The sequence below is a fragment of the Stenotrophomonas maltophilia genome (assembly GCF_001274595.1).
Lineage (GTDB): Bacteria > Pseudomonadota > Gammaproteobacteria > Xanthomonadales > Xanthomonadaceae > Stenotrophomonas > Stenotrophomonas forensis.
In genome coordinates, this window is record NZ_CP011010.1 from 2,106,065 (window position 1) to 2,123,907 (window position 17,843).

Genomic DNA, 17,843 nt, shown 5'->3' on the forward strand with positions numbered 1-17,843 from the left:
AATCCACGGTTCAACGGGTCGCGCGTCATTCCAGGGGAAGCTGTCTGCCGGTCAAAGGCGGAGCTCGGTGGAACGGCGCTGGACGGCCCGCACCGTCTGCCTCCGTGTCATCGACTACAGGAACCCGACATGCGTCCAGTGCCGTCCGCTCCCGCCGTCCCATCGTCTTCGCGCCCGCTGGTGCGCCTGGCCTGCCTGCTCGCCCTGTCGGCCACGCCGATGCTGCTGCAGGCCGCGCCGGCGGCGCTGGAGCGTGAGGTCAATACCTTCATCGGCAGCAAGGACGACGGCAACACCTTCCCGGGCGCGTCGGCACCGTTCGGCCTGATCCAGGTCAGCCCGATCGGCAGTCATTATTCGGGCTGGCGCTATGACGATGACAAGATCCGCGGCTTCGGCCATTCGTTCATCTCCGGCGCCGGCTGCTGGGAACAGGGCGGCCAGGTGTCGGTGCTGCCGGTGACCGGCTCGATCGGCCCCGGTGGCGATTTCGATACCGCCAACCCCAAGCAGTTCGACCACAAGGCCTACGCCGCGTCCTACAGCCATGATGGTGAGATCGGCCAGGCCGGCTACTACAAGGTGCGCCTGACCAGCTACGGCGGCATCGATGCCGAGACCACCGCGCGCACCCGCGCCGCCGCCGAACGCTATACCTTCAGCCAGCGCCAGGGCGAGGGCCACGTGCTGGTCAATGTCGGCCAGGCCAACGAGCGCCATTCGGTGATCGGCAGCGTGGTTGATGTGGTGGGCGACCGCGTGGTCGAGGGCAAGCTGGTCACCAAGAGCTTCTGTGGTGGCCATCAGTACACCACATGGTTCCGCATCGAGTTCGATCGCCCGTTCAAGGCGCATGGCACCTGGGGCGAGGGCGGTGGCCTGCCGGGTGCGCGCCACAGCATGGAAGGCGAGCAGAAGCCGAATGGTGCCTGGCTCAGCTTCGACCTGGCCAAGGGCCAGTCGGTGACCGCAGTCAGTGCGATCTCGCACGTGGACGCCGAGGGCGCGCGCATCAACCTGCGCGCCGACGGCATGCAGGGTGGGGCGCTGCTCGGTTTCGACCGCATGCGCGCGCTGTCGCAGCAGGCGTGGCGCGAGCAGCTGGGACGGGTGCGCGTGCAGGGCGGCAATGCCGACGACCGCGCGGTGTTCTACAGCGCGGTCTATCACGCGCTGCTGCAGCCGATGACCGGCAACGATGCCGACGGCCGCTACCGTGGCTATGACGATGGCATCCATCACGCAGACGGCTGGACCTACTACGAGTACTTCTCGCTGTGGGATACCTACCGTGCGCAGAACCAGTGGCTGGCACTGACCCGCCCGGACGTGGCACGCGATATCGGCCGCACCTTGCTGGCGATCGATGAGCAGGGTGGCTGGCTGCCGCGCTGGGGCTATGCCAACTTCGAGACCAACATCATGACCGGCGATCCGGTCACGCCGTTCATGGTCGACCTGTGGCGCTTCGGCGCGCTCAAGGGCCGTGAATCGCAGGCGTGGGATGCGCTGCGCCGCAACGCCTTCGGTACGCCGCCGCTGAACTCGCGCATGGCCGGCCGTTCCGGCAACCCGACCTACCTGGACAAGGGCTACGTGGTCTACGACCGTGCGTTCCCGTCCAAGGGAATGGACGTTGATCCGCATCACGGCGGTTCGGCAACGCTGGAGTACGCGCTGGCCGACTGTGCGCTTTCGCAGATGGCCGATGGCCTCGGCCATGCGCAGGATGCGGCGACGCTGCGTGAGCGCGGCCGCAACTGGCGCAAGGTGTGGGACCCGCAGGTGCGTGATGCCGAGACCGGTTTCACCGGCTTCCCGCGCCCGCGCACCGAGGATGGCCAGTGGTACACGCCGGCTGATGGCCACTACAGCCCGCGTTCGCACCACGGCTTCCATGAAGGTACGGCATGGCAGTACCAGTGGCTGGCGCAGCAGGACGTGCCGGGCCTGGTCGAAGCGATGGACGGCCGCGAGCAGGCCGGCCGCCGCCTCGACGCGTTCTTCGCGATGGATGCGCTGCAGGCCGACCCGCTCAACGCCGCCCGCAAGGAGTGGGTGGTAGGGCCGTACAGCTACTACAACCAGTTCCGTTACAACCCGAACAACGAGCCGGACCTGCACTCGCCGTGGCTGTACACGCTGATCGGCCAACCGTGGAAGACCGCTGCGGTGGTGCGTGCCGCGCAGCAGTTGTTCACCAATGCGCCGAACGGCGTGACCGGCAACGATGACCTGGGCACGATGTCGGCCTGGTACCTGTTCAGTGCCATCGGCGTGTACCCGGCGGTGCCGGGCAGCGGCCAGTTCCTGCTGCACACCCCGCGCTTCAGCAAGGTGGAAGTGGATATGGGCAATGGCCGTACCCTGCGCATCGACGCGCCCGGCGCAGATGGCCGGCGCCTGCAGTACGTGCAGGGCGTGAAGGTCGATGGCCAGGCGCATGCGCCGGTATGGCTGGACTGGAACCGCCTGCAGCAGGGCCCGCGCCTGCAGTTCGCGCTGGACGCGAAGGCGCCGGAGCAGGGCTGGGGCACGGCGGTGAAGGACCTGCCGGTGTCCTGGTGCGCGGCACCGGGCAGCCAGCTGCGCTGAGCCGGACTGTGCCGTTCGCGGTGACCCAGCGAACGGCACGGCACGACACGGCCCTGATCCATTAGGCTTGAGCCTCCAGCGGAGTCCGGGAAGACGATGAACGACAACGGCAGCAGTTCCAGCAAGCGCGCCGGCAAGGCGGTGACGGTGACCGACATCGCGCGTGCCATCGGTGTGTCGCGTGCCACCGTGTCGCTGGTGCTGCGCGGCAGCCCACTGGTCAACGTCGATACCCGGGCCAAGGTCGAGGCCGAACTGCGCCGCCAGCGCTATGTCTACAACCGCGCGGCGGCCAACCTGCGCCGGCGGACCTCGTCGAGCATCGCGCTGGTGATCAACGATCTGTCCAACCCGTTCTTCGCCGAATTCGCGTCCGGCGTGGACGAGGCGCTGGGCGGACGCGGTTATGTGACCCTGCTCGGCAGCACGGGCGAATCGCCGGAGCGGCAGCAGGCGGTGCTGTCCACGTTGATGGAGCACACCCCGGCCGGCCTGATCCTGTCGCCGGCCGAAGGAAGTGATACCGCGCAGTTGCGCCAGGCATTGGGTGCCAACGCCAACGTGCTGCTGTTCAACCGCGAACTGGAAGGTGCCGACTGGGACTTCCTGACCCTGGACAACCAGCATGGTGCCTACCTGGCCACCCGCCACCTGATCGAGCGCGGCCATCGCCAGATCGCGTTCTTTGGTGGCCATGCCGCCTCCAGTTCATGCCATCAGCGCCGCGCCGGTTTCCAGCAGGCGCTGGCCGAGGCCGGTCTGTCGCTGCCGCCGGGCTGGATGATCGAGTCGGCACCGAACCGCCTGGAAGCCGCGGCGCGCACCGATGAGCTGTTTGCCGATGGCCATCGTCCCAGTGCGGCGGTCTGCTACAACGACACCGTGGCGCTGGGCCTGATGCTGGGCCTGAACTCGCGCGGCATCCGCCCGGGTGGCGACTTCGCCGTTACCGGTTTCGATGATATTTCCGAGGCGTCGGTGGCGGTGCCGCCGTTGACCACGCTCACTGCCGATCCGCGCGAGCGGGGCCGGCAAGCTGCCGCTCTGCTGCTGCAACGGCTGGACGAACCGGACGCGCCGCCACGGCGCACGGTCGCGCCGGTGCAGCTGCGCATCCGCGAAAGCAGTGCCGCACGACCGAACTGATTCCTTCCATACACCCCTTCCACGCAACAACGACCTTCCGCGCATCGAGGCGCGTACCGCATGCCGATTTCCGCAACGCCCCGTCCATCGGGTTCTTCGGGCAACGCACCCGCCGTCACCAACGGCAAGGCGCTGGCCGTGGTCACCACGATCTTCTTCATGTGGGGCTTCCTGACCTGCCTCAATGACATCCTGATCCCGCACCTGAAGGCGGTGTTCGAGTTGAACTACGCCAAGGCGATGCTGGTGCAGTTCACCTTCTTCGGCACCTATTTCCTGATGTCGCTGCCGGCGGGCCGGTTGGTCGCCGCGCTGGGTTACAAGAAGGGCATCGTGGCCGGCCTGGTGATCGCCGGCATCGGTGCGCTGGGCTTCTGGCCGGCGGCCGAGCTGCGCGTGTATGGCGCCTTCCTCGGCGCGCTGTTCGTGCTGGCCAGCGGCATCACCGTGCTGCAGGTCGCTGCCAATCCTTACGTGGCGCTGCTGGGCCCGGAACAGACCAGCTCCAGCCGCCTGACCCTGGCGCAGGCGCTGAACTCGCTGGGCACGGCCATCGCGCCGATCTTCGGCGGCATGCTGATCCTGTCCAACACGGTGAAGAGTGCCGATGACATCGCGGCACTGCCGGCCGCCGAGCAGCTGGCCTACCGTGCCGCCGAGGCGCAGGCCGTGCAGGGCCCGTACGTGGGCCTGGCGGTGGCGCTGGTGCTGCTGGCGCTGTTCGTGTTCCTGTTCCGACTGCCGGCGTTGAGCGATGCCACCGAGCAGGCCGACCAGGGTCACCACCACAGCTACCTGGATGCGCTGCGCAAGCGCCACCTGCTGCTGGGCGTGCTGGGCATCTTCTTCTACGTGGGTGCCGAAGTGTCGATCGGCAGCTTCCTGGTCAACTACCTGTCGATGCCGAACATCGGCGGCTTCAGCGAGCAGCAGGCCACGCACTACGTGTCGGCCTACTGGACGATGGCGATGATCGGCCGCTTCGCCGGTTCGGCGCTGCTGGCGCGCTTCTCGCCCAGCCGCCTGCTGGCGATCTTCGCGCTGGTCAACGTGGGGCTGCTGGTCACGACCATGCTGAGCTCCGGCAACGTCGCGCTGTATTCGGTGGTGGCGATCGGCCTGTTCAATTCGATCATGTTCCCGACCATCTTCGCACTGAGCATCGAGCGCCTCGGCCCGCTGACCAACAAGGGTTCCAGCCTGCTGATCATGGCCATCGTCGGCGGTGCCGTGGTGCCGTACCTGCAGGGCGTGCTGGCCGACCACATCGGTGTGCAGGCCAGCTTCATCCTGCCGCTGTTGTGCTACGGCTACATCATTTTCTACGGACTGGTCGGCGCGCGTACGCCGACCTCCGCAACGCAGGGAGGCTGAGTCCGGAATGGGTGCCATCGTTTGCTTCGGCGAAATTTTGATCGATCTACTAGCGCAGCCGCCGGCCTCGGCCGATACCCCGCGCGCGTTCCTGCAGTACGCCGGCGGTGCGCCGGCCAACGTCGCCGTCGCCGCCGCACGGCTGGGTGCGAAGACGCAGTTCGTCGGCATGCTCGGCCGTGACATGTTCGGCGACTTCCTGGCCGACAGCCTGGTCGAGCACGGCGTGGGCACGGATTACATCGTGCGTACCGATGCGGCGAAGACCGCACTGGCCTTCGTTGCCCTCGACGCCAGCGGCGAGCGCAGCTTCAGTTTCTACCGCCCGCCGGCGGCCGACCTGCTGTTCCGTGACAGTGACTTCCAGGCGGAGTGCCTCGACAGCGCACAGTGCTTCCACGTCTGCTCCAACAGCCTGACCGAGCCGGCCATCGCCGAGGCGACCTTCGCCGGCATGGACCGGGCCCGTAAGGCCGGCGCGGTGGTCAGTCTCGATCTGAATCTGCGTCCGGCCCTGTGGCCTGCCGACGTCGATCCGACGCCGCGCCTGTGGCAGGCGCTGGAGCGCGCCGACCTGGTCAAGCTGTCGCGCGAGGAACTGGATTACCTGGCAGCTCCGCTGGGCGCCGATGGCGAGGCGGCGGTGCTGCGGCGTCTGCTGGCTGCGCAGGCACGCTGGGTCATCATCACCGATGGCGCAGCCACGCTGCACTGGTACACCCGCGACAACCACGGCACGGTCACCAGCTTCCGCGTGGCCACCGTCGACACTACCGCGGCCGGTGATGCCTTCGTCGGTGGCGTGCTGGTCGGCCTGCTCGAGCGTGGTGGCGCGGGCGCAGGTTTCGCCGCCTTCTGCAAGGACCCGGAGGCAATCACCGCCACGCTGCGCTTCGGCGCTGCAGTCGGTGCGCTGGCGGTTACCCGCAAGGGCGCGTTTGCCGCGATGCCCTCGCTTGATGAAGTGCAGCAGCTGCTGCAGGCCCAGGACATTACCGCATGAGCACCTCGCCCGACTTCCGTTCACCCGCGTTCCTGCGTGCGCACATCGCCGACACGATGGCGTTCTACCACCCGCGCTGCATCGATCCGAACGGTGGCTTCTTCCACTACTTCCGTGACGACGGCAGCATCTACGATGCCAGCCATCGCCACCTGGTGAGCAGCACCCGCTTCGTCTTCAACTACGCGATGGCCTACCGCGAGTTCGGCAATGCCGAATATCGCGAGGCGGTCGAGCACGGCGTGCGCTACCTGCGTAAGGTGCACCGAAACCCGGCCACCGGCGGCTATGCCTGGACCCTGCGCGATGGCAAGGTCGAGGACGACATGAACCACTGCTATGGCGTGGCCTTCGTGCTGCTGGCCTACAGCTGCGCGCTGAAGGCCGGCATCGAGCAGGCCCGCGAGTGGATGGACGAGACCTGGCAGCTGCTGGAAGCGCGTTTCTGGGAGCCGCAGCATGGCCTGTACAAGGACGAAGCTGATGGCCAGTGGAACTTCACCGGCTATCGCGGCCAGAACGCCAACATGCACATGTGCGAGGCGATGCTGGCCGCATTCGAGGCCAGTGGCGAGCAGCGCTACGTCGAGCGTGCCTTGCAGTTGGCCGACAACATGACCCGCCGCCAGGCCGCCAAGGCCGGTGGTCTGGTCTGGGAACACTACGACGTGAACTGGGAGATCGACTGGGACTACAACCTGGACGATCCCAAGCATCTGTTCCGCCCTTGGGGCTTCCAGCCGGGTCATCAGACCGAGTGGGCCAAGCTGCTGCTGATCCTCGATCGCCACGTGCAGGCCGACTGGCTGCTGCCGACCGCGCAGCACCTGTTCGACGTGGCCGTGGCGCGCAGCTGGGACGACGCCCGCGGTGGCCTGTACTACGGCTTCGCACCGGAATCGCGCCGGCAGCCGGGCATGGACGGCGCACCGATCGGTGGCGACAGCTTCGTCTGCGACGACGACAAATACTTCTGGGTGCAGGCCGAGACCCTGGCCACCGCCGCACTGATGGCCAGGCGCACCGGCGATGACCGCTACTGGCAGTGGTACGACCGCCTCTGGGCGTATTCGTGGGAGCACTTCGTCGACCACCGGTACGGTGCCTGGTTCCGCATCCTCGATGCCGACAACCGCAAGTACAGTGACGAGAAAAGCCCGGCCGGCAAGGTGGATTACCACACCATGGGTGCCTGCTACGAAGTGTTGAACGTCGTGCGCTGAGGCGCGATGAAATGGAATCGGTAGCGCCGGGCCTCGCTCGGCGCAAGAACAGGAGCATCACGTGCATCGCCTTTCCCTCGTTGTCCGTCTGCTCCTGCTGCTGATCGCAGCCTCCGTGTTTCCGGCAACTGCAGCCCCGCTGCAGGCGCAGTGGGAGTTCCGCATGCTGCCTGGCGATGCGCAGGGTGCGGCCCATCCGGGCCTGCAGCAGTGGCGCGCGGCGAAGGTGCCAGGCAGCGTGCACACCGATCTGCTGGCCCATGCGCTGATCCGCGATCCCTACGTCGGTGCAGCCGAGGCCGAGCTGCAATGGATCGGCCTGGCCGACTGGGAATACCGCGCCCGTTTCGACGTGGATACCGCGACGCTTGCCAAGCCCAATGCCGAGCTGCGCTTCGATGGGCTCGATACCTATGCGGAGGTCCTCCTCAACGGCAAACCGCTGCTGCGTGCAGACAATGCACATCGTACCTGGCGCGCGCGCGTGGAGGGCCGGCTGCGGGCCAAGGGCAATGAGCTGCAGATCGTGTTCCGTTCGCCGATCCGCACGCTGCTGCCGGGCGTGCAGGCCATGCCGCACAAGATTGCTGGCAACTATCCGTCGCCCTATGGCGATGAGCCGAAGGACGCGATGGTCGGCAACTTCGCGCGCAAGCCGGCCTATCACTTCGGCTGGGACTGGGGCCCGCGTTATGTCACCGCCGGGGTCTGGCGTGGCGTCGACCTGCAGGCCTGGGATGCACACCGCCTGGCCGATCTGGCCGTGCGTACGGATGCACTGGACGCCCAGCAGGCGAAGCTGGCGGTGCTGCTGCAGGTGGAGCAGGGGGCGGTGTCGGGCTCGGCCGTGGTGCATGTGGAGGTGCGCGATCCGCAGGGCCGCAGCGTGGCCCAGGTGCAACGCACGGTGCCGCTGATGCCCGGCCAGAACACCGTTGAGCTGCCGGTTGAGCTGACCAAGCCGCGGCGCTGGTGGCCGGTGGGTCATGGTGCGCAGGACCGTTACACCGTGCAGGCACGCCTTGACGACGGCAGCACAGCGGAACTGGCGCGCGAGCAGCGCATCGGCCTGCGCACGGTCGAACTGCGCCGCGAGCAAGACGGCAAGGGCGGGCAGGGCTTCGCTTTCGTCATCAATGGCGTGCCGATCTTCGCCAAGGGTGCCAACGTGATCCCGTTCGACGCGTTCCCCGCACGCGTCGATGCGGCGCGACTGCGCCAGGTGTTGACGGCGGCCCGCGATGCCAACATGAACATGTTGCGCAACTGGGGCGGTGGCTACTACGAGGACGATGCGTTCTTCGACATCGCCGATGAACTCGGCCTGCTGGTGTGGCAGGACTTCATGTTCGGCGGTGGCATGCAGCCGGGCTACGATCCGGCGTTCCGTGCCAGCGTGGTGGCCGAAGCACGCGACAACGTGCGCCGCCTGCGGCATCACCCCAGCATCGTGCTGTGGTGTGGCAACAACGAGGAAGAGACCGCCTGGAAGGACTGGGGCCATGGCCGCGACCTGAAGGCGGCCGACCCGGCATTTGCGGCGAAGGTCTGGCAGGGCTATGTCGACCTGTTCGGCAACGACCTGCGCCAGGTGGTCGGCGAGGAAGGGCTGGGCGTACCGTACTGGTCCAGCTCGCCCAGCAATGACCTTGACGAGAAGGCCAACGACTCGACCCGTGGTGACAAGCACTACTGGCAGGTCTGGGGCAATCCGGCATTGCCGGTGCAGGCCTACCTGCGCGAGACCCCACGCTTCATGTCCGAGTACGGACTGCAGGCGTGGCCGTCGGTGGCGACCGTGGACCAGATCGCCACCCGCGCCGAGCAGCGCATCGACAGCCCGGTGATCCGCGCGCACCAGAAATTCATGGCCGGCGAGGGCAACAGCCGCCTGCTGCACTACATCGAGCTGGGCTACGGTACGCCGAAGGACTTCGAGGATTTCGTTTACCTGAGCCAGGTGATGCAGGCCGATGGCATTGCACTGGCGGCACTGCATCATCGCGCCTCGCGGCCGTACACGATGGGTTCGCTGTACTGGCAGCTCAACGATGTCTGGCCGGGGGCTTCGTGGTCCAGCGTGGACTACTTCGGCCGCTGGAAGGCGCTGCATTTCGCCGCGCGGCGCTTCTTCGCGCCGGTCACCGTGGCCGCGCTGCGCGACGAGGGCCGTACGCGGGTGGGGCTGCTCAATGATGGCGCCGCGCTGGATGCGCGCTGGCGGCTGCGGGTAATGGACGTGGACGGCAAGGTGCTGCGCCGTCGCGAGCAGGCGGTGACGCTTGCCGCTGCCGGCGTCACCGACATCGGCACCTACAGCGATGCCGAGCTGCTGGCTGGCGCCGATCCGAAGCGGACGGTCGCGGTGTTCGAGCTGCTGCAGGACGGCAGGGTGAGTGCGCGGCAGGTGGTTGGCTTCGTCGAAGCCAAGGAGCAGCAGTTGCCGCGACAGAAGCTGAAGGCCGCCCTGAGCATCGAGGGCGACCACTATCGCCTGCGGCTGGAGAGCGCGACGTATGTACGGGCGGCGTGGATCGACTTCGGTGCGCTGGACGTGCAGGTCGAAGACAACCTGCTGGACCTGTTGCCGGGGGAAACCCGCGATATCGCCGTACGCGGCCCAGTGGATCTGGCTGCCCTGCGCGAAGCGCTGAAGCTGAAGACCCTCAACGATCGTTGAGGGCGGTGCATCCCGCCTTGCACGACGCCAACCTCGCCGCTTTGGTAGGTGCCAACCTTGGTTGGCACTCCCGAAGCATGCCAACCAAGGTTGGCATCTACCAGGCGCTTTACAGCTGGATCTGCTGGAAGTTCTCGACCCGCTCGTGGCCGTTGGCGGCCTGGCCGGTGCGCGGCAGCGGGTAGTCGTCCAGGCGGTCGATCAGACGGGTCTGCAGGCCGGCTTCGCGGGCGGCGTCGAGTTCTTCGACCACGTCGGACAGGAACAGGATCTCACCGGCCGGCACGCCGATCGACTGCACGATGCGGCGATAGCTGTCGGCCTCACGCTTGCCGCCCACCTCGGTGTCGAACCAGCCCGACACCAGCGGGCTGAGGTCACCGGCATCGCTGAAGCCGAAGAACAGTTTCTGCGCCGGTACCGAGCCGGAGGAGTACACGTACAGCGGCAGGCCGGACGCGTGCCAGCCCTTCAGCACCGGCGCCACCTCCGGGTAGAAGTGGGCGGTGTAGTCGCCGCGGCGGTAGCCTTCGTCCCAGATCATGCCCTGCAGCGCCTTCAGCGCAGTGTGCTTGCGGTCCTGGTCGATCCAGCCCTGCAGCGTCTCGGCCACCAGGCTGTCCTGGCAGGCGCCGCCGATCTCGGTGGCCACCGCATCCAGCCAGCGGCGGACCTCCGGCTGCTGGCCATGCTCGGCCACGAACGCGGGCAACGCCTTGCGGGCATAGGGGAACAGCACGTTCTTGACGAACGAGATGCTGCTGGTGGTGCCTTCGATGTCGGTCAGGATGACGCGGGGCTGCATGGATCAGGACGCCTGGGTGGGTACGTAACGGGGGAACTTCTGCGCGATGTCGGTGCCGGTGAAGTGACCGACCCAGCCATCCGGCTCGGTGAAGAAGCGGATCGCCACGAAGCTCGGCTCGTCGCCCATGTCGAACCAGTGGGTGGTGCCATCGGGCACCGCGATCAGGTCATCCTTCACACACTCGATCTCGTAGACCTTGTCACCCACGTGCAGGGTGAACAGGCCCGAGCCGGCCACGAAGAAGCGCACCTCGTCTTCCTTGTGGAAGTGCTCGTCGAGGAACTTCTTGCGCAGTTCGGCGCGGTTCGGGTTGTCCGGGGCGATCGAGGCCACGTCCACGCTCTTGAAGCCGCGCTCTGCGACCAGGCGGTCGATGTCGGCGCGGTAGGCGGCGAACACTTCATCCTGGCTGGCGCCCGGTGCGACTGGCGCGGTGGCCTGCCAGCGCTCGAAGGTGACGCCGATCTTCTGCAGTTCGGCAGCGATGATCGCACCGTCCTGGCTGTCCAGCAGCGGCGATTCGGGGCGGGTGTCGTCGTAGATGCGCAGTCGGCTCATGGCGGCAGCTTGAACGTCTCGGGGGGGAAGACAGGGTAGCAGGGTGGGGACGCGGCGCAGATTCCGGATCGGCATCTGCACCTGCGCGCGGGTTCAGCCGCGCAGCTTGCGCAGTTCCAGCTCGCAGTGGAACAGGAACTCGAACGCTTCCAGGTGGCGGCGTGCCTCGGCCATGTCGCGGCCCCAGGCGTACAGGCCGTGGCCATCGATCAGGTAGCCCCACAGGGCCTGCCGGTCCAGCAGGTCGTCGACCTGTTTCGAGAGCACATTCATGTCCTGGGTGTTGGCGAACACCGGCACGTCCACGGCCATTTCATGGGTGCTGTTGCCGGCGAAGGCCTTCAGCAGCTCGTAGCCTTCCAGGTGCACATGGCCCTGCGGCGCATACAGGCGCGAGGCGATGGTCTGCACGGGCGAATGGGTGTGCAGGACGCAGCCGATTTCCGGGAAGCGGCGGTACAGCTGGGTGTGCAGCAGGGTTTCGGCGGACGGGCGCAGCGGGCGGCCGACGGCCTTGCCGTCGAAGTCCACCACCATGATGTCGTCCTCGATCAGGCGGCCCTTGTCCTTGCCGGACACGGTGATCGCCGCGTGGCCGTCATCCAGGCGGTGGGAGAAGTTGCTGCTGGTGGCCGGGGTCCAGCCGGCGTGGGCCAGTTCGCGGACGTTGTCGATCAGCAGCTGGGCCAGTTCGCTCAGGCGCGCGGTGTCGTAGGGGAAGGTGGGGGCGTTCATGCCGGCGATTTTACTGGATTCGGCCAACGGCTGAGCCCCTCGTGGCTTGCGTCAGAAGCAGATTCCGTGGGTTGGCCGGTTGGGTGGGCTGCGCAGGGGACGCCGTGAACCCGTCCATGGGGGCTTGGCCGCGGCATCCATGCCGCGGACACCCCTGCGCAGCCCACCCAACCGGCCACGGACAGGTTCCGTGCGCGCCAGCCACGGAGTGAAGAAGGAAAAGCAGAAGCGGGTCGCCGCGCTGCGCTTGCTCGGAGCCGAGCATGGCTCGGCTCTACAGGGAATTCATCGACCGGAGAGAATTCATCTCTCAGACGCAATTCATCCACGCATGGCGTGGATCTACTGGACGTGCCAGCAGACTGTCGGAGGTGGGGCGGGTTGGGTTCGCGGGGGTGTCCGCGGCATGGATGCCGCGGCCAAGCCCCCATGGATGGGTTCACGGCGTCCCCCGCTAACCCAATCCGCCCCACCAAAGCCTCAGCCCAGCTGTCGCCGTTGCCGTTGCTCCGGCTTCAAAGGCGGGTGCAGGGCCGCAGGCCCTGCAATGCAAAACCCCTTACTTCCCCCGCAGACGGCTGTGCTTGAAGCCGTAGCAGAAATAGATCACGAAGCCGACGAACGTCCACACGCCCATCAGCATCCAGTTGTGCATCGTCATCGCCGACAGCAGCGCCAGGCAGCTCAGCACGCCCAGGCTGCAGATCAGCCACGCCATCGGCATGCGGAACGGGCGCGGCAGGTCCGGCTGGGTGCGGCGCAGGATCAGCACGCCGGCACACACCGCAGCAAACGCGATCAGCGTGCCCATCGAGGTCAGCTCACCCAGGATGTCCAGCGGGAACAGCGCCGCCAGCAGCGCGATGCCGATGCCGGTGATCACGGTGTTGATGTGCGGGGTGCGGTACTTCGGATGGATCTTGGTGAACACCGGCGGCAGCAGGCCATCGCGGCCCATGATCATGAAGATGCGCGGCTGGCCGATGATCATCACCAGCACCACCGAGGACAGGCCGACCAGCGCGCCGACCTCGACCACCCAGCGCAGCCAGCCCAGCTGCGGATGCGCGGCCACCGCGGTCACCACCGGCTCGTCGGTGCCCAGCAGCTGGTACGGGACCAGGCCGGTCATCACGGCGGCCATGGCGATGTACAGCACGGTGCAGATCACCAGCGACAGCATCATGCCGATCGGCATGTCGCGCTGCGGGTTCTTCGATTCCTGCGCCGCCACCGACACCGCCTCGAAGCCGATGTAGGCGAAGAACACCATCGCCGCGCCACGCAGCACGCCTTCCATGCCGTACTTGCCGGGGCCTTCGTTGGCGGGGATGAACGGGGTCCAGTTGCTGGTGTCGACGTACTTCCAGCCGACCACGATGACCAGCACGATCAGGCCGGTCTTGAGCACGACCATCGCCATGTTCATCGCCGAGGACTTGCTGATGCCGACGTAGCACAGCCAGGTCAGCAGCAGTACCAGCGCGGCGGCCGGCAGGTTGGCGATCGCGCCGGTCGGGCGCAGCTGCGCGTCGAGTGGCGCGCTGACCAGCGCCGCCGGTAGATGGATGTCGAACTGGCTGAGCAGGCTGAGGAAATAGCCGGTCCAGCTGACCGCCACGGCTGACGCGGAGACGCCGTACTCCAGCACCAGCATCCAGCCGATGAACCAGGCCGAGAGCTCGCCGAAGGTGGCATAGGTATAGGTGTAGGCGCTGCCGGACACCGGCACCATCGAGGCGAACTCGGCGTAGGCCAGTGCGCAGAAGGCGCAGCAGATGGCGGCCAGCACGAACGACAGCATGATCGCCGGGCCGGCGTGGTTGGCGGCGGCCTGGCCGGTGATGACGAAGATGCCGCCGCCGATCACCGCGCCGATGCCGAGGGCGGTCAGCCCCCAGGGGCCGAGGTGGCGGCGCAGGCTGAGGCCGTTGGCGTCTTCATGGGCGGCATGCGGGTGCTTGGTGGCCCACAGTTGCTTGAACATGTGTGGTGGTCTTGTAGAAGCGCGCCGCCAGGGGCGCGCGGGGAAAACGGACGGGCCGGCGCGAGGCCGGCCCGTAGGCGGATCAGGGTGACTTGGCCAGCTTGCTGTTGCGGATGCCGTAGCCCAGGTAGATCAGCAGGCCGAGCAGCGTCCAGCCAACGAACAGGTGCCAGTGCACCACGAACGCCTGCCAGAACAGGAACAGGCAGGTGGCCGCGCCCAGCGGGCAGATGATCCACACCATCGGCACGCGGAACGGGCGGTGGATCTCCGGCTTGGTATAGCGCAGAACCAGCACGCCGATGCAGACCGTGGCGAAGGCCAGCAGGGTGCCCATCGAGACCAGTTCGCCCAGCACGTTCAGCGGCACCAGGCCAGCCAGTGCGGCGGCGATCACGCCGACCACGATGGTGGCGACGTACGGGGTGCGGAAGCGGGCGTGGACCTTGCCGAAGAACTTCGGCAGCAGGCCGTCGCGGGAGATGGTGTAGGCGATGCGGGTCTGGCCCATCATCATCACCAGCACCACCGAGGACAGGCCGGCGATGGCGCCGATCTCGACCAGGGTCTTCAGCCACGACAGGGTCGGGTAGGGCTCCAGCGCGGTGGCCACCGGCTTGTCGGTGCCCAGCAGGTGGTACGGCATCATGCCGGTCAGCACCGCGCAGACGATGATGTAGACGATGGTGCACACCGCCAGCGAGCCGAGCAGGCCGATCGGCATGTTGCGCTGCGGGTCCTTGGTCTCGCCGGCGGCGGTGGAGACCGCATCGAAGCCGATGTAGGCGAAGAACACGATGGTGGCCGCGCGGAACACGCCGCTCCAGCCGAACTCACCCGGCACGCCGGTGTTTTCCGGGATGAACGGCTGCCAGTTGGCCGGGTCGATGTGGGCTGCACCGATGCCGATGAACAGGCAGATGACGGTGACCTTGATCGCCACGATGATCGCGTTGACGAACGCCGACTGGGTCACGCCCACGTACAGCAGGCCGGACACCGCCGCCACGATCAGCACCGCCGGCAGGTTGAACAGCTTGCCGGAGGAGACGAACTCGCTGCCGGTCCAGGCGATGGGCGCGGCGCTGAGCAGGTCCGGGAACGGCATGTGCAGCGTAGTGGTGATGAAGCTGATCAGGTACGCCGACCAGCCCACCGCGACCGAGGCCGAGGCGAACAGGTACTCCAGCACCAGGCACCAGCCGATGAACCAGGCCATGCCTTCGCCGAGGGTGGCGTAGGAGTAGGAATAGGCGCTGCCGGAGACCGGCATCATCGCCGCGAACTCGGCGTAGCACAGGCCCGCCAGGGCGCAGGCAAAACCGGCGATCACGAACGACAGCATGACGGCGGGGCCGGCGTGGTTGGCCGCGGCCTGGCCGGTCAGCACGAAGATACCTGCGCCGATCACCGCACCCACGCCAAGCAGGATGAGGTGTTTAGCCGTGAGGGTCCGTTTCAACGTGGCTTCGCCGTCCAGGCTGCCTTCGATGGGTTCGCCGGCATCGACGTGCCCGGCCGGTTGGACCGGCTTGACCCTCAACAGAGCTTTCAGCATGCAGTACTTCCTAGTGATCGGATTGGGTGGGCCGCCGATACGTTGCCGGCAACCCTGGAATGGTGAAGGCCGCGCGAACGGCCCGCTGTACCTTAGCCAAAGCTGAAGCCAACGCACAAGCGCAATCGCAACAATGAACGGCGATAATGAGCAGTATTTTTCCAGACGCCGCCCATTCATGAGCCAGACCGCCGAAACCCTTGCCGTGCTTGACGATCGCCTGCGTGGCCTGCTGCGGGACTATGCCCGCCGTGAGCCGGCCCACGACGCAGTGGCTGCCGAATTCGGCACATTGTTGGACGATCCGGAAGATCCATTCCGGCGCGAACGGCTGGCCGGCCACTTCACCGCCAGCTGCTGGCTGGTCAGTGCCGACGGCCAGCGCCTGCTGCTGACCCACCACCGCAAGCTGCAGCGCTGGCTGCAGCTGGGCGGCCACGCCGACGGCGACCGCGACCTGGCCCGGGTGGCGCTGAAGGAAGCCGAGGAAGAATCAGGCCTGGGCGGCCTGGTGCTGGAAGACCCGGCCATCTTCGATCTGGACAAGCACTGGATTCCAGAGCGCAAGGACGTGCCGGGGCACTGGCACTACGACGTGCGTTTCGTGATCCGTGCGCTGGGTGGCGAAGCCTTCGTGCTCAGCGAGGAATCGCTGGAGCTGGCCTGGCGGCCGGTGACCGAAGTCGCGGCCGACCCGCAGTCCGATGAATCCATGCAGCGCATGGCACACAGGTGGCTGGCACGTTGAGATAAAAAGGGGACGGAGGGGATTAAGTCGTTTGTGGCATCAACGACTTAATCCCCTCCGTCCCCTTTTTTCAGTACAGGATGCGCGTGCGCAGCGTGCCGGGGATCGCGGCCAGCTCGTCGCGCACTGCGGCGGCCTGTTCCTCGCCGGCGGTGATGTCGATCACCACGTAGCCCACCTTCGGGTCGGTGCGCAGGAACTGGCCGTCGATGTTGACGTTGTGGCGCGAGAAGATCTCGTTGACCTTGGACAGCACGCCCGGCACGTTCTGGTGGATGTGCAGCAGGCGCAGGCTGTCGGCGTGCTCGGGCAGGGTCACTTCCGGGAAATTGACCGCCGACAGGGTGCTGCCGTTGTCGCTGTAGCGCACCAGTTTGGCGGCCACTTCCACGCCGATGTTGTCCTGCGCTTCCAGCGTGCTGCCACCCACGTGCGGGGTCAGGATCACGTTGTCGTGGCGGGTCAGCGGCGATTCGAAGATATCGCCATTGCCCTTCGGCTCGACCGGGAACACGTCCAGCGCGGCGCCACCGACGTGGCCGCTGGCCAGCGCCGCGTCCAGCGCATCGATGTCGACCACGGTGCCGCGCGCGGCGTTGATCAGGTGCGCGCCCTTGCGCATCTTCGCCAGCTCGGTGCTGCCGATCATCCACTGTGTGGACGGGGTTTCCGGCACGTGTAGGGTGACGATGTCGGCGCGGGCGAGCAGATCGTCCAGGCTGGCCGCGGCCCGGGCATTGCCCAGCGCCAGCTTGGTTTCCACGTCGTGGAAGATCACCTGCATGCCCAGCGATTCGGCCAGTACGCCGACCTGGGTGCCGATGTGGCCGTAGCCGATGATGCCCAGCGTCTTGCCACGCACTTCATGGCTGCCGCTGGCCGACTTCGACCAGCCGCCGCGATGGCACTCGGCGTTCTTCTGCGGGATGCCGCGGGTCAGCATGATCGCCTCTGCGATCACCAGCTCGGCCACGCTGCGGGTGTTGGAATAGGGGGCGTTGAATACCGGGATGCCGGCCAGCTCGGCCGCGTCCAGGTCGACCTGGTTGGTGCCGATGCAGAAGCAGCCCACTGCGATCAGCCGCTTGGCCTCGGCCAGCACCTCGGCGCTGAGCTGGGTACGCGAGCGGATGCCGACGATGTGCGCCTCGGCGATGCGCGCCTTCAGTTCGTCCTCGGGCAGCGCCTTGGTGTGCGCTTCGATCTGGCTGTAGCCGGCGGCGCTGAACACCTCCACGGCGGTCTGGCTGACCCCCTCCAGCAACAGCACGCGGATATCCTGCTTCGGGAACGAGGTCTTCTTCGGCGACATGGGGCAACACGGCCAGTGGGACAGGGGCTGACCACTATGCCAGATCGCACCGGCCATGGTGCAGTGCGCAATTGGTTGCATCCGTAGCTATCTGCACGGGTGCGGGGCTGGACGCT

Annotated in this window: 13 protein-coding genes; 7 read left to right on the top strand and 6 right to left on the bottom strand. The window is 67.0% G+C overall.

Annotation, left to right across the window (positions count from 1 at the left end):
• Positions 1–129: 129 nt before the first annotated feature.
• The 6 genes from VN11_RS09830 to VN11_RS09855 all read left to right on the top strand — a co-directional run bounded on the left by VN11_RS09830 (position 130) and on the right by VN11_RS09855 (position 10,021).
• On the top strand, positions 130–2,595 hold the full coding sequence (locus tag VN11_RS09830) for a GH92 family glycosyl hydrolase (protein ID WP_053449611.1): 2,466 nt from the start codon (positions 130–132) through the stop codon (positions 2,593–2,595).
• 96 nt (positions 2,596–2,691) lie between these two features.
• On the top strand, positions 2,692–3,741 hold the full coding sequence (locus tag VN11_RS09835; protein WP_049434977.1) for a LacI family DNA-binding transcriptional regulator: 1,050 nt from the start codon (positions 2,692–2,694) through the stop codon (positions 3,739–3,741).
• 60 nt (positions 3,742–3,801) lie between these two features.
• Complete coding sequence (fucP, locus tag VN11_RS09840; RefSeq protein ID WP_053449612.1) at positions 3,802–5,115, top strand: L-fucose:H+ symporter permease; 1,314 nt, start codon at positions 3,802–3,804, stop codon at positions 5,113–5,115.
• A gap of 7 nt (positions 5,116–5,122) precedes the next feature.
• Positions 5,123–6,118 carry a carbohydrate kinase family protein gene (locus VN11_RS09845; protein ID WP_053449613.1) on the top strand — a complete coding sequence of 332 codons (996 nt, stop codon included), beginning with the start codon at positions 5,123–5,125 and terminating at the stop codon, positions 6,116–6,118.
• A complete protein-coding gene (locus VN11_RS09850) occupies positions 6,115–7,341 on the top strand; it encodes an AGE family epimerase/isomerase (protein WP_053449614.1) in 1,227 nt (408 codons plus the stop codon). Before VN11_RS09845 ends, VN11_RS09850 begins: the two co-directional genes overlap by 4 nt.
• Before the next feature lie 61 nt (positions 7,342–7,402).
• The gene (locus VN11_RS09855; RefSeq protein ID WP_053449615.1) at positions 7,403–10,021 is read left to right on the top strand and encodes a beta-mannosidase; all 2,619 of its coding nucleotides are present in this window, start codon (positions 7,403–7,405) and stop codon (positions 10,019–10,021) included.
• A gap of 109 nt (positions 10,022–10,130) precedes the next feature.
• Here VN11_RS09855 and mtnC read toward each other — a convergent pair whose 3' ends face one another.
• The 5 genes from mtnC to VN11_RS09880 all read right to left on the bottom strand — a co-directional run bounded on the left by mtnC (position 10,131) and on the right by VN11_RS09880 (position 15,667).
• Positions 10,131–10,826 carry an acireductone synthase gene (gene mtnC, locus VN11_RS09860; protein ID WP_053449616.1) on the bottom strand — a complete coding sequence of 232 codons (696 nt, stop codon included), beginning with the start codon at positions 10,824–10,826 and terminating at the stop codon, positions 10,131–10,133.
• 3 nt (positions 10,827–10,829) lie between these two features.
• Entirely contained in the window at positions 10,830–11,387 is a 558-nt protein-coding gene (locus VN11_RS09865; protein WP_008264891.1) for a 1,2-dihydroxy-3-keto-5-methylthiopentene dioxygenase, read from the bottom strand.
• A gap of 93 nt (positions 11,388–11,480) precedes the next feature.
• The gene (locus VN11_RS09870) at positions 11,481–12,122 is read right to left on the bottom strand and encodes a methylthioribulose 1-phosphate dehydratase (protein ID WP_053449617.1); all 642 of its coding nucleotides are present in this window, start codon (positions 12,120–12,122) and stop codon (positions 11,481–11,483) included.
• A 559-nt stretch (positions 12,123–12,681) separates the two neighbouring features.
• On the bottom strand, positions 12,682–14,109 hold the full coding sequence (locus VN11_RS09875; RefSeq protein WP_008268127.1) for an amino acid permease: 1,428 nt from the start codon (positions 14,107–14,109) through the stop codon (positions 12,682–12,684).
• Positions 14,110–14,191: 82 nt separating this feature from the next.
• Positions 14,192–15,667 (bottom strand): amino acid permease, encoded by a 1,476-nt coding sequence (locus tag VN11_RS09880; RefSeq protein ID WP_006439800.1) that lies wholly within the window; start codon positions 15,665–15,667, stop codon positions 14,192–14,194.
• 133 nt (positions 15,668–15,800) lie between these two features.
• Between VN11_RS09880 and VN11_RS09885 the strand changes: the two genes are divergently transcribed.
• Complete coding sequence (locus tag VN11_RS09885) at positions 15,801–16,415, top strand: NUDIX hydrolase (protein ID WP_080374904.1); 615 nt, start codon at positions 15,801–15,803, stop codon at positions 16,413–16,415.
• Between the two features lie 70 nt (positions 16,416–16,485).
• Here VN11_RS09885 and serA read toward each other — a convergent pair whose 3' ends face one another.
• Entirely contained in the window at positions 16,486–17,727 is a 1,242-nt protein-coding gene (gene serA / locus VN11_RS09890) for a phosphoglycerate dehydrogenase (RefSeq protein ID WP_053449619.1), read from the bottom strand.
• Positions 17,728–17,843 lie beyond the last annotated feature (116 nt).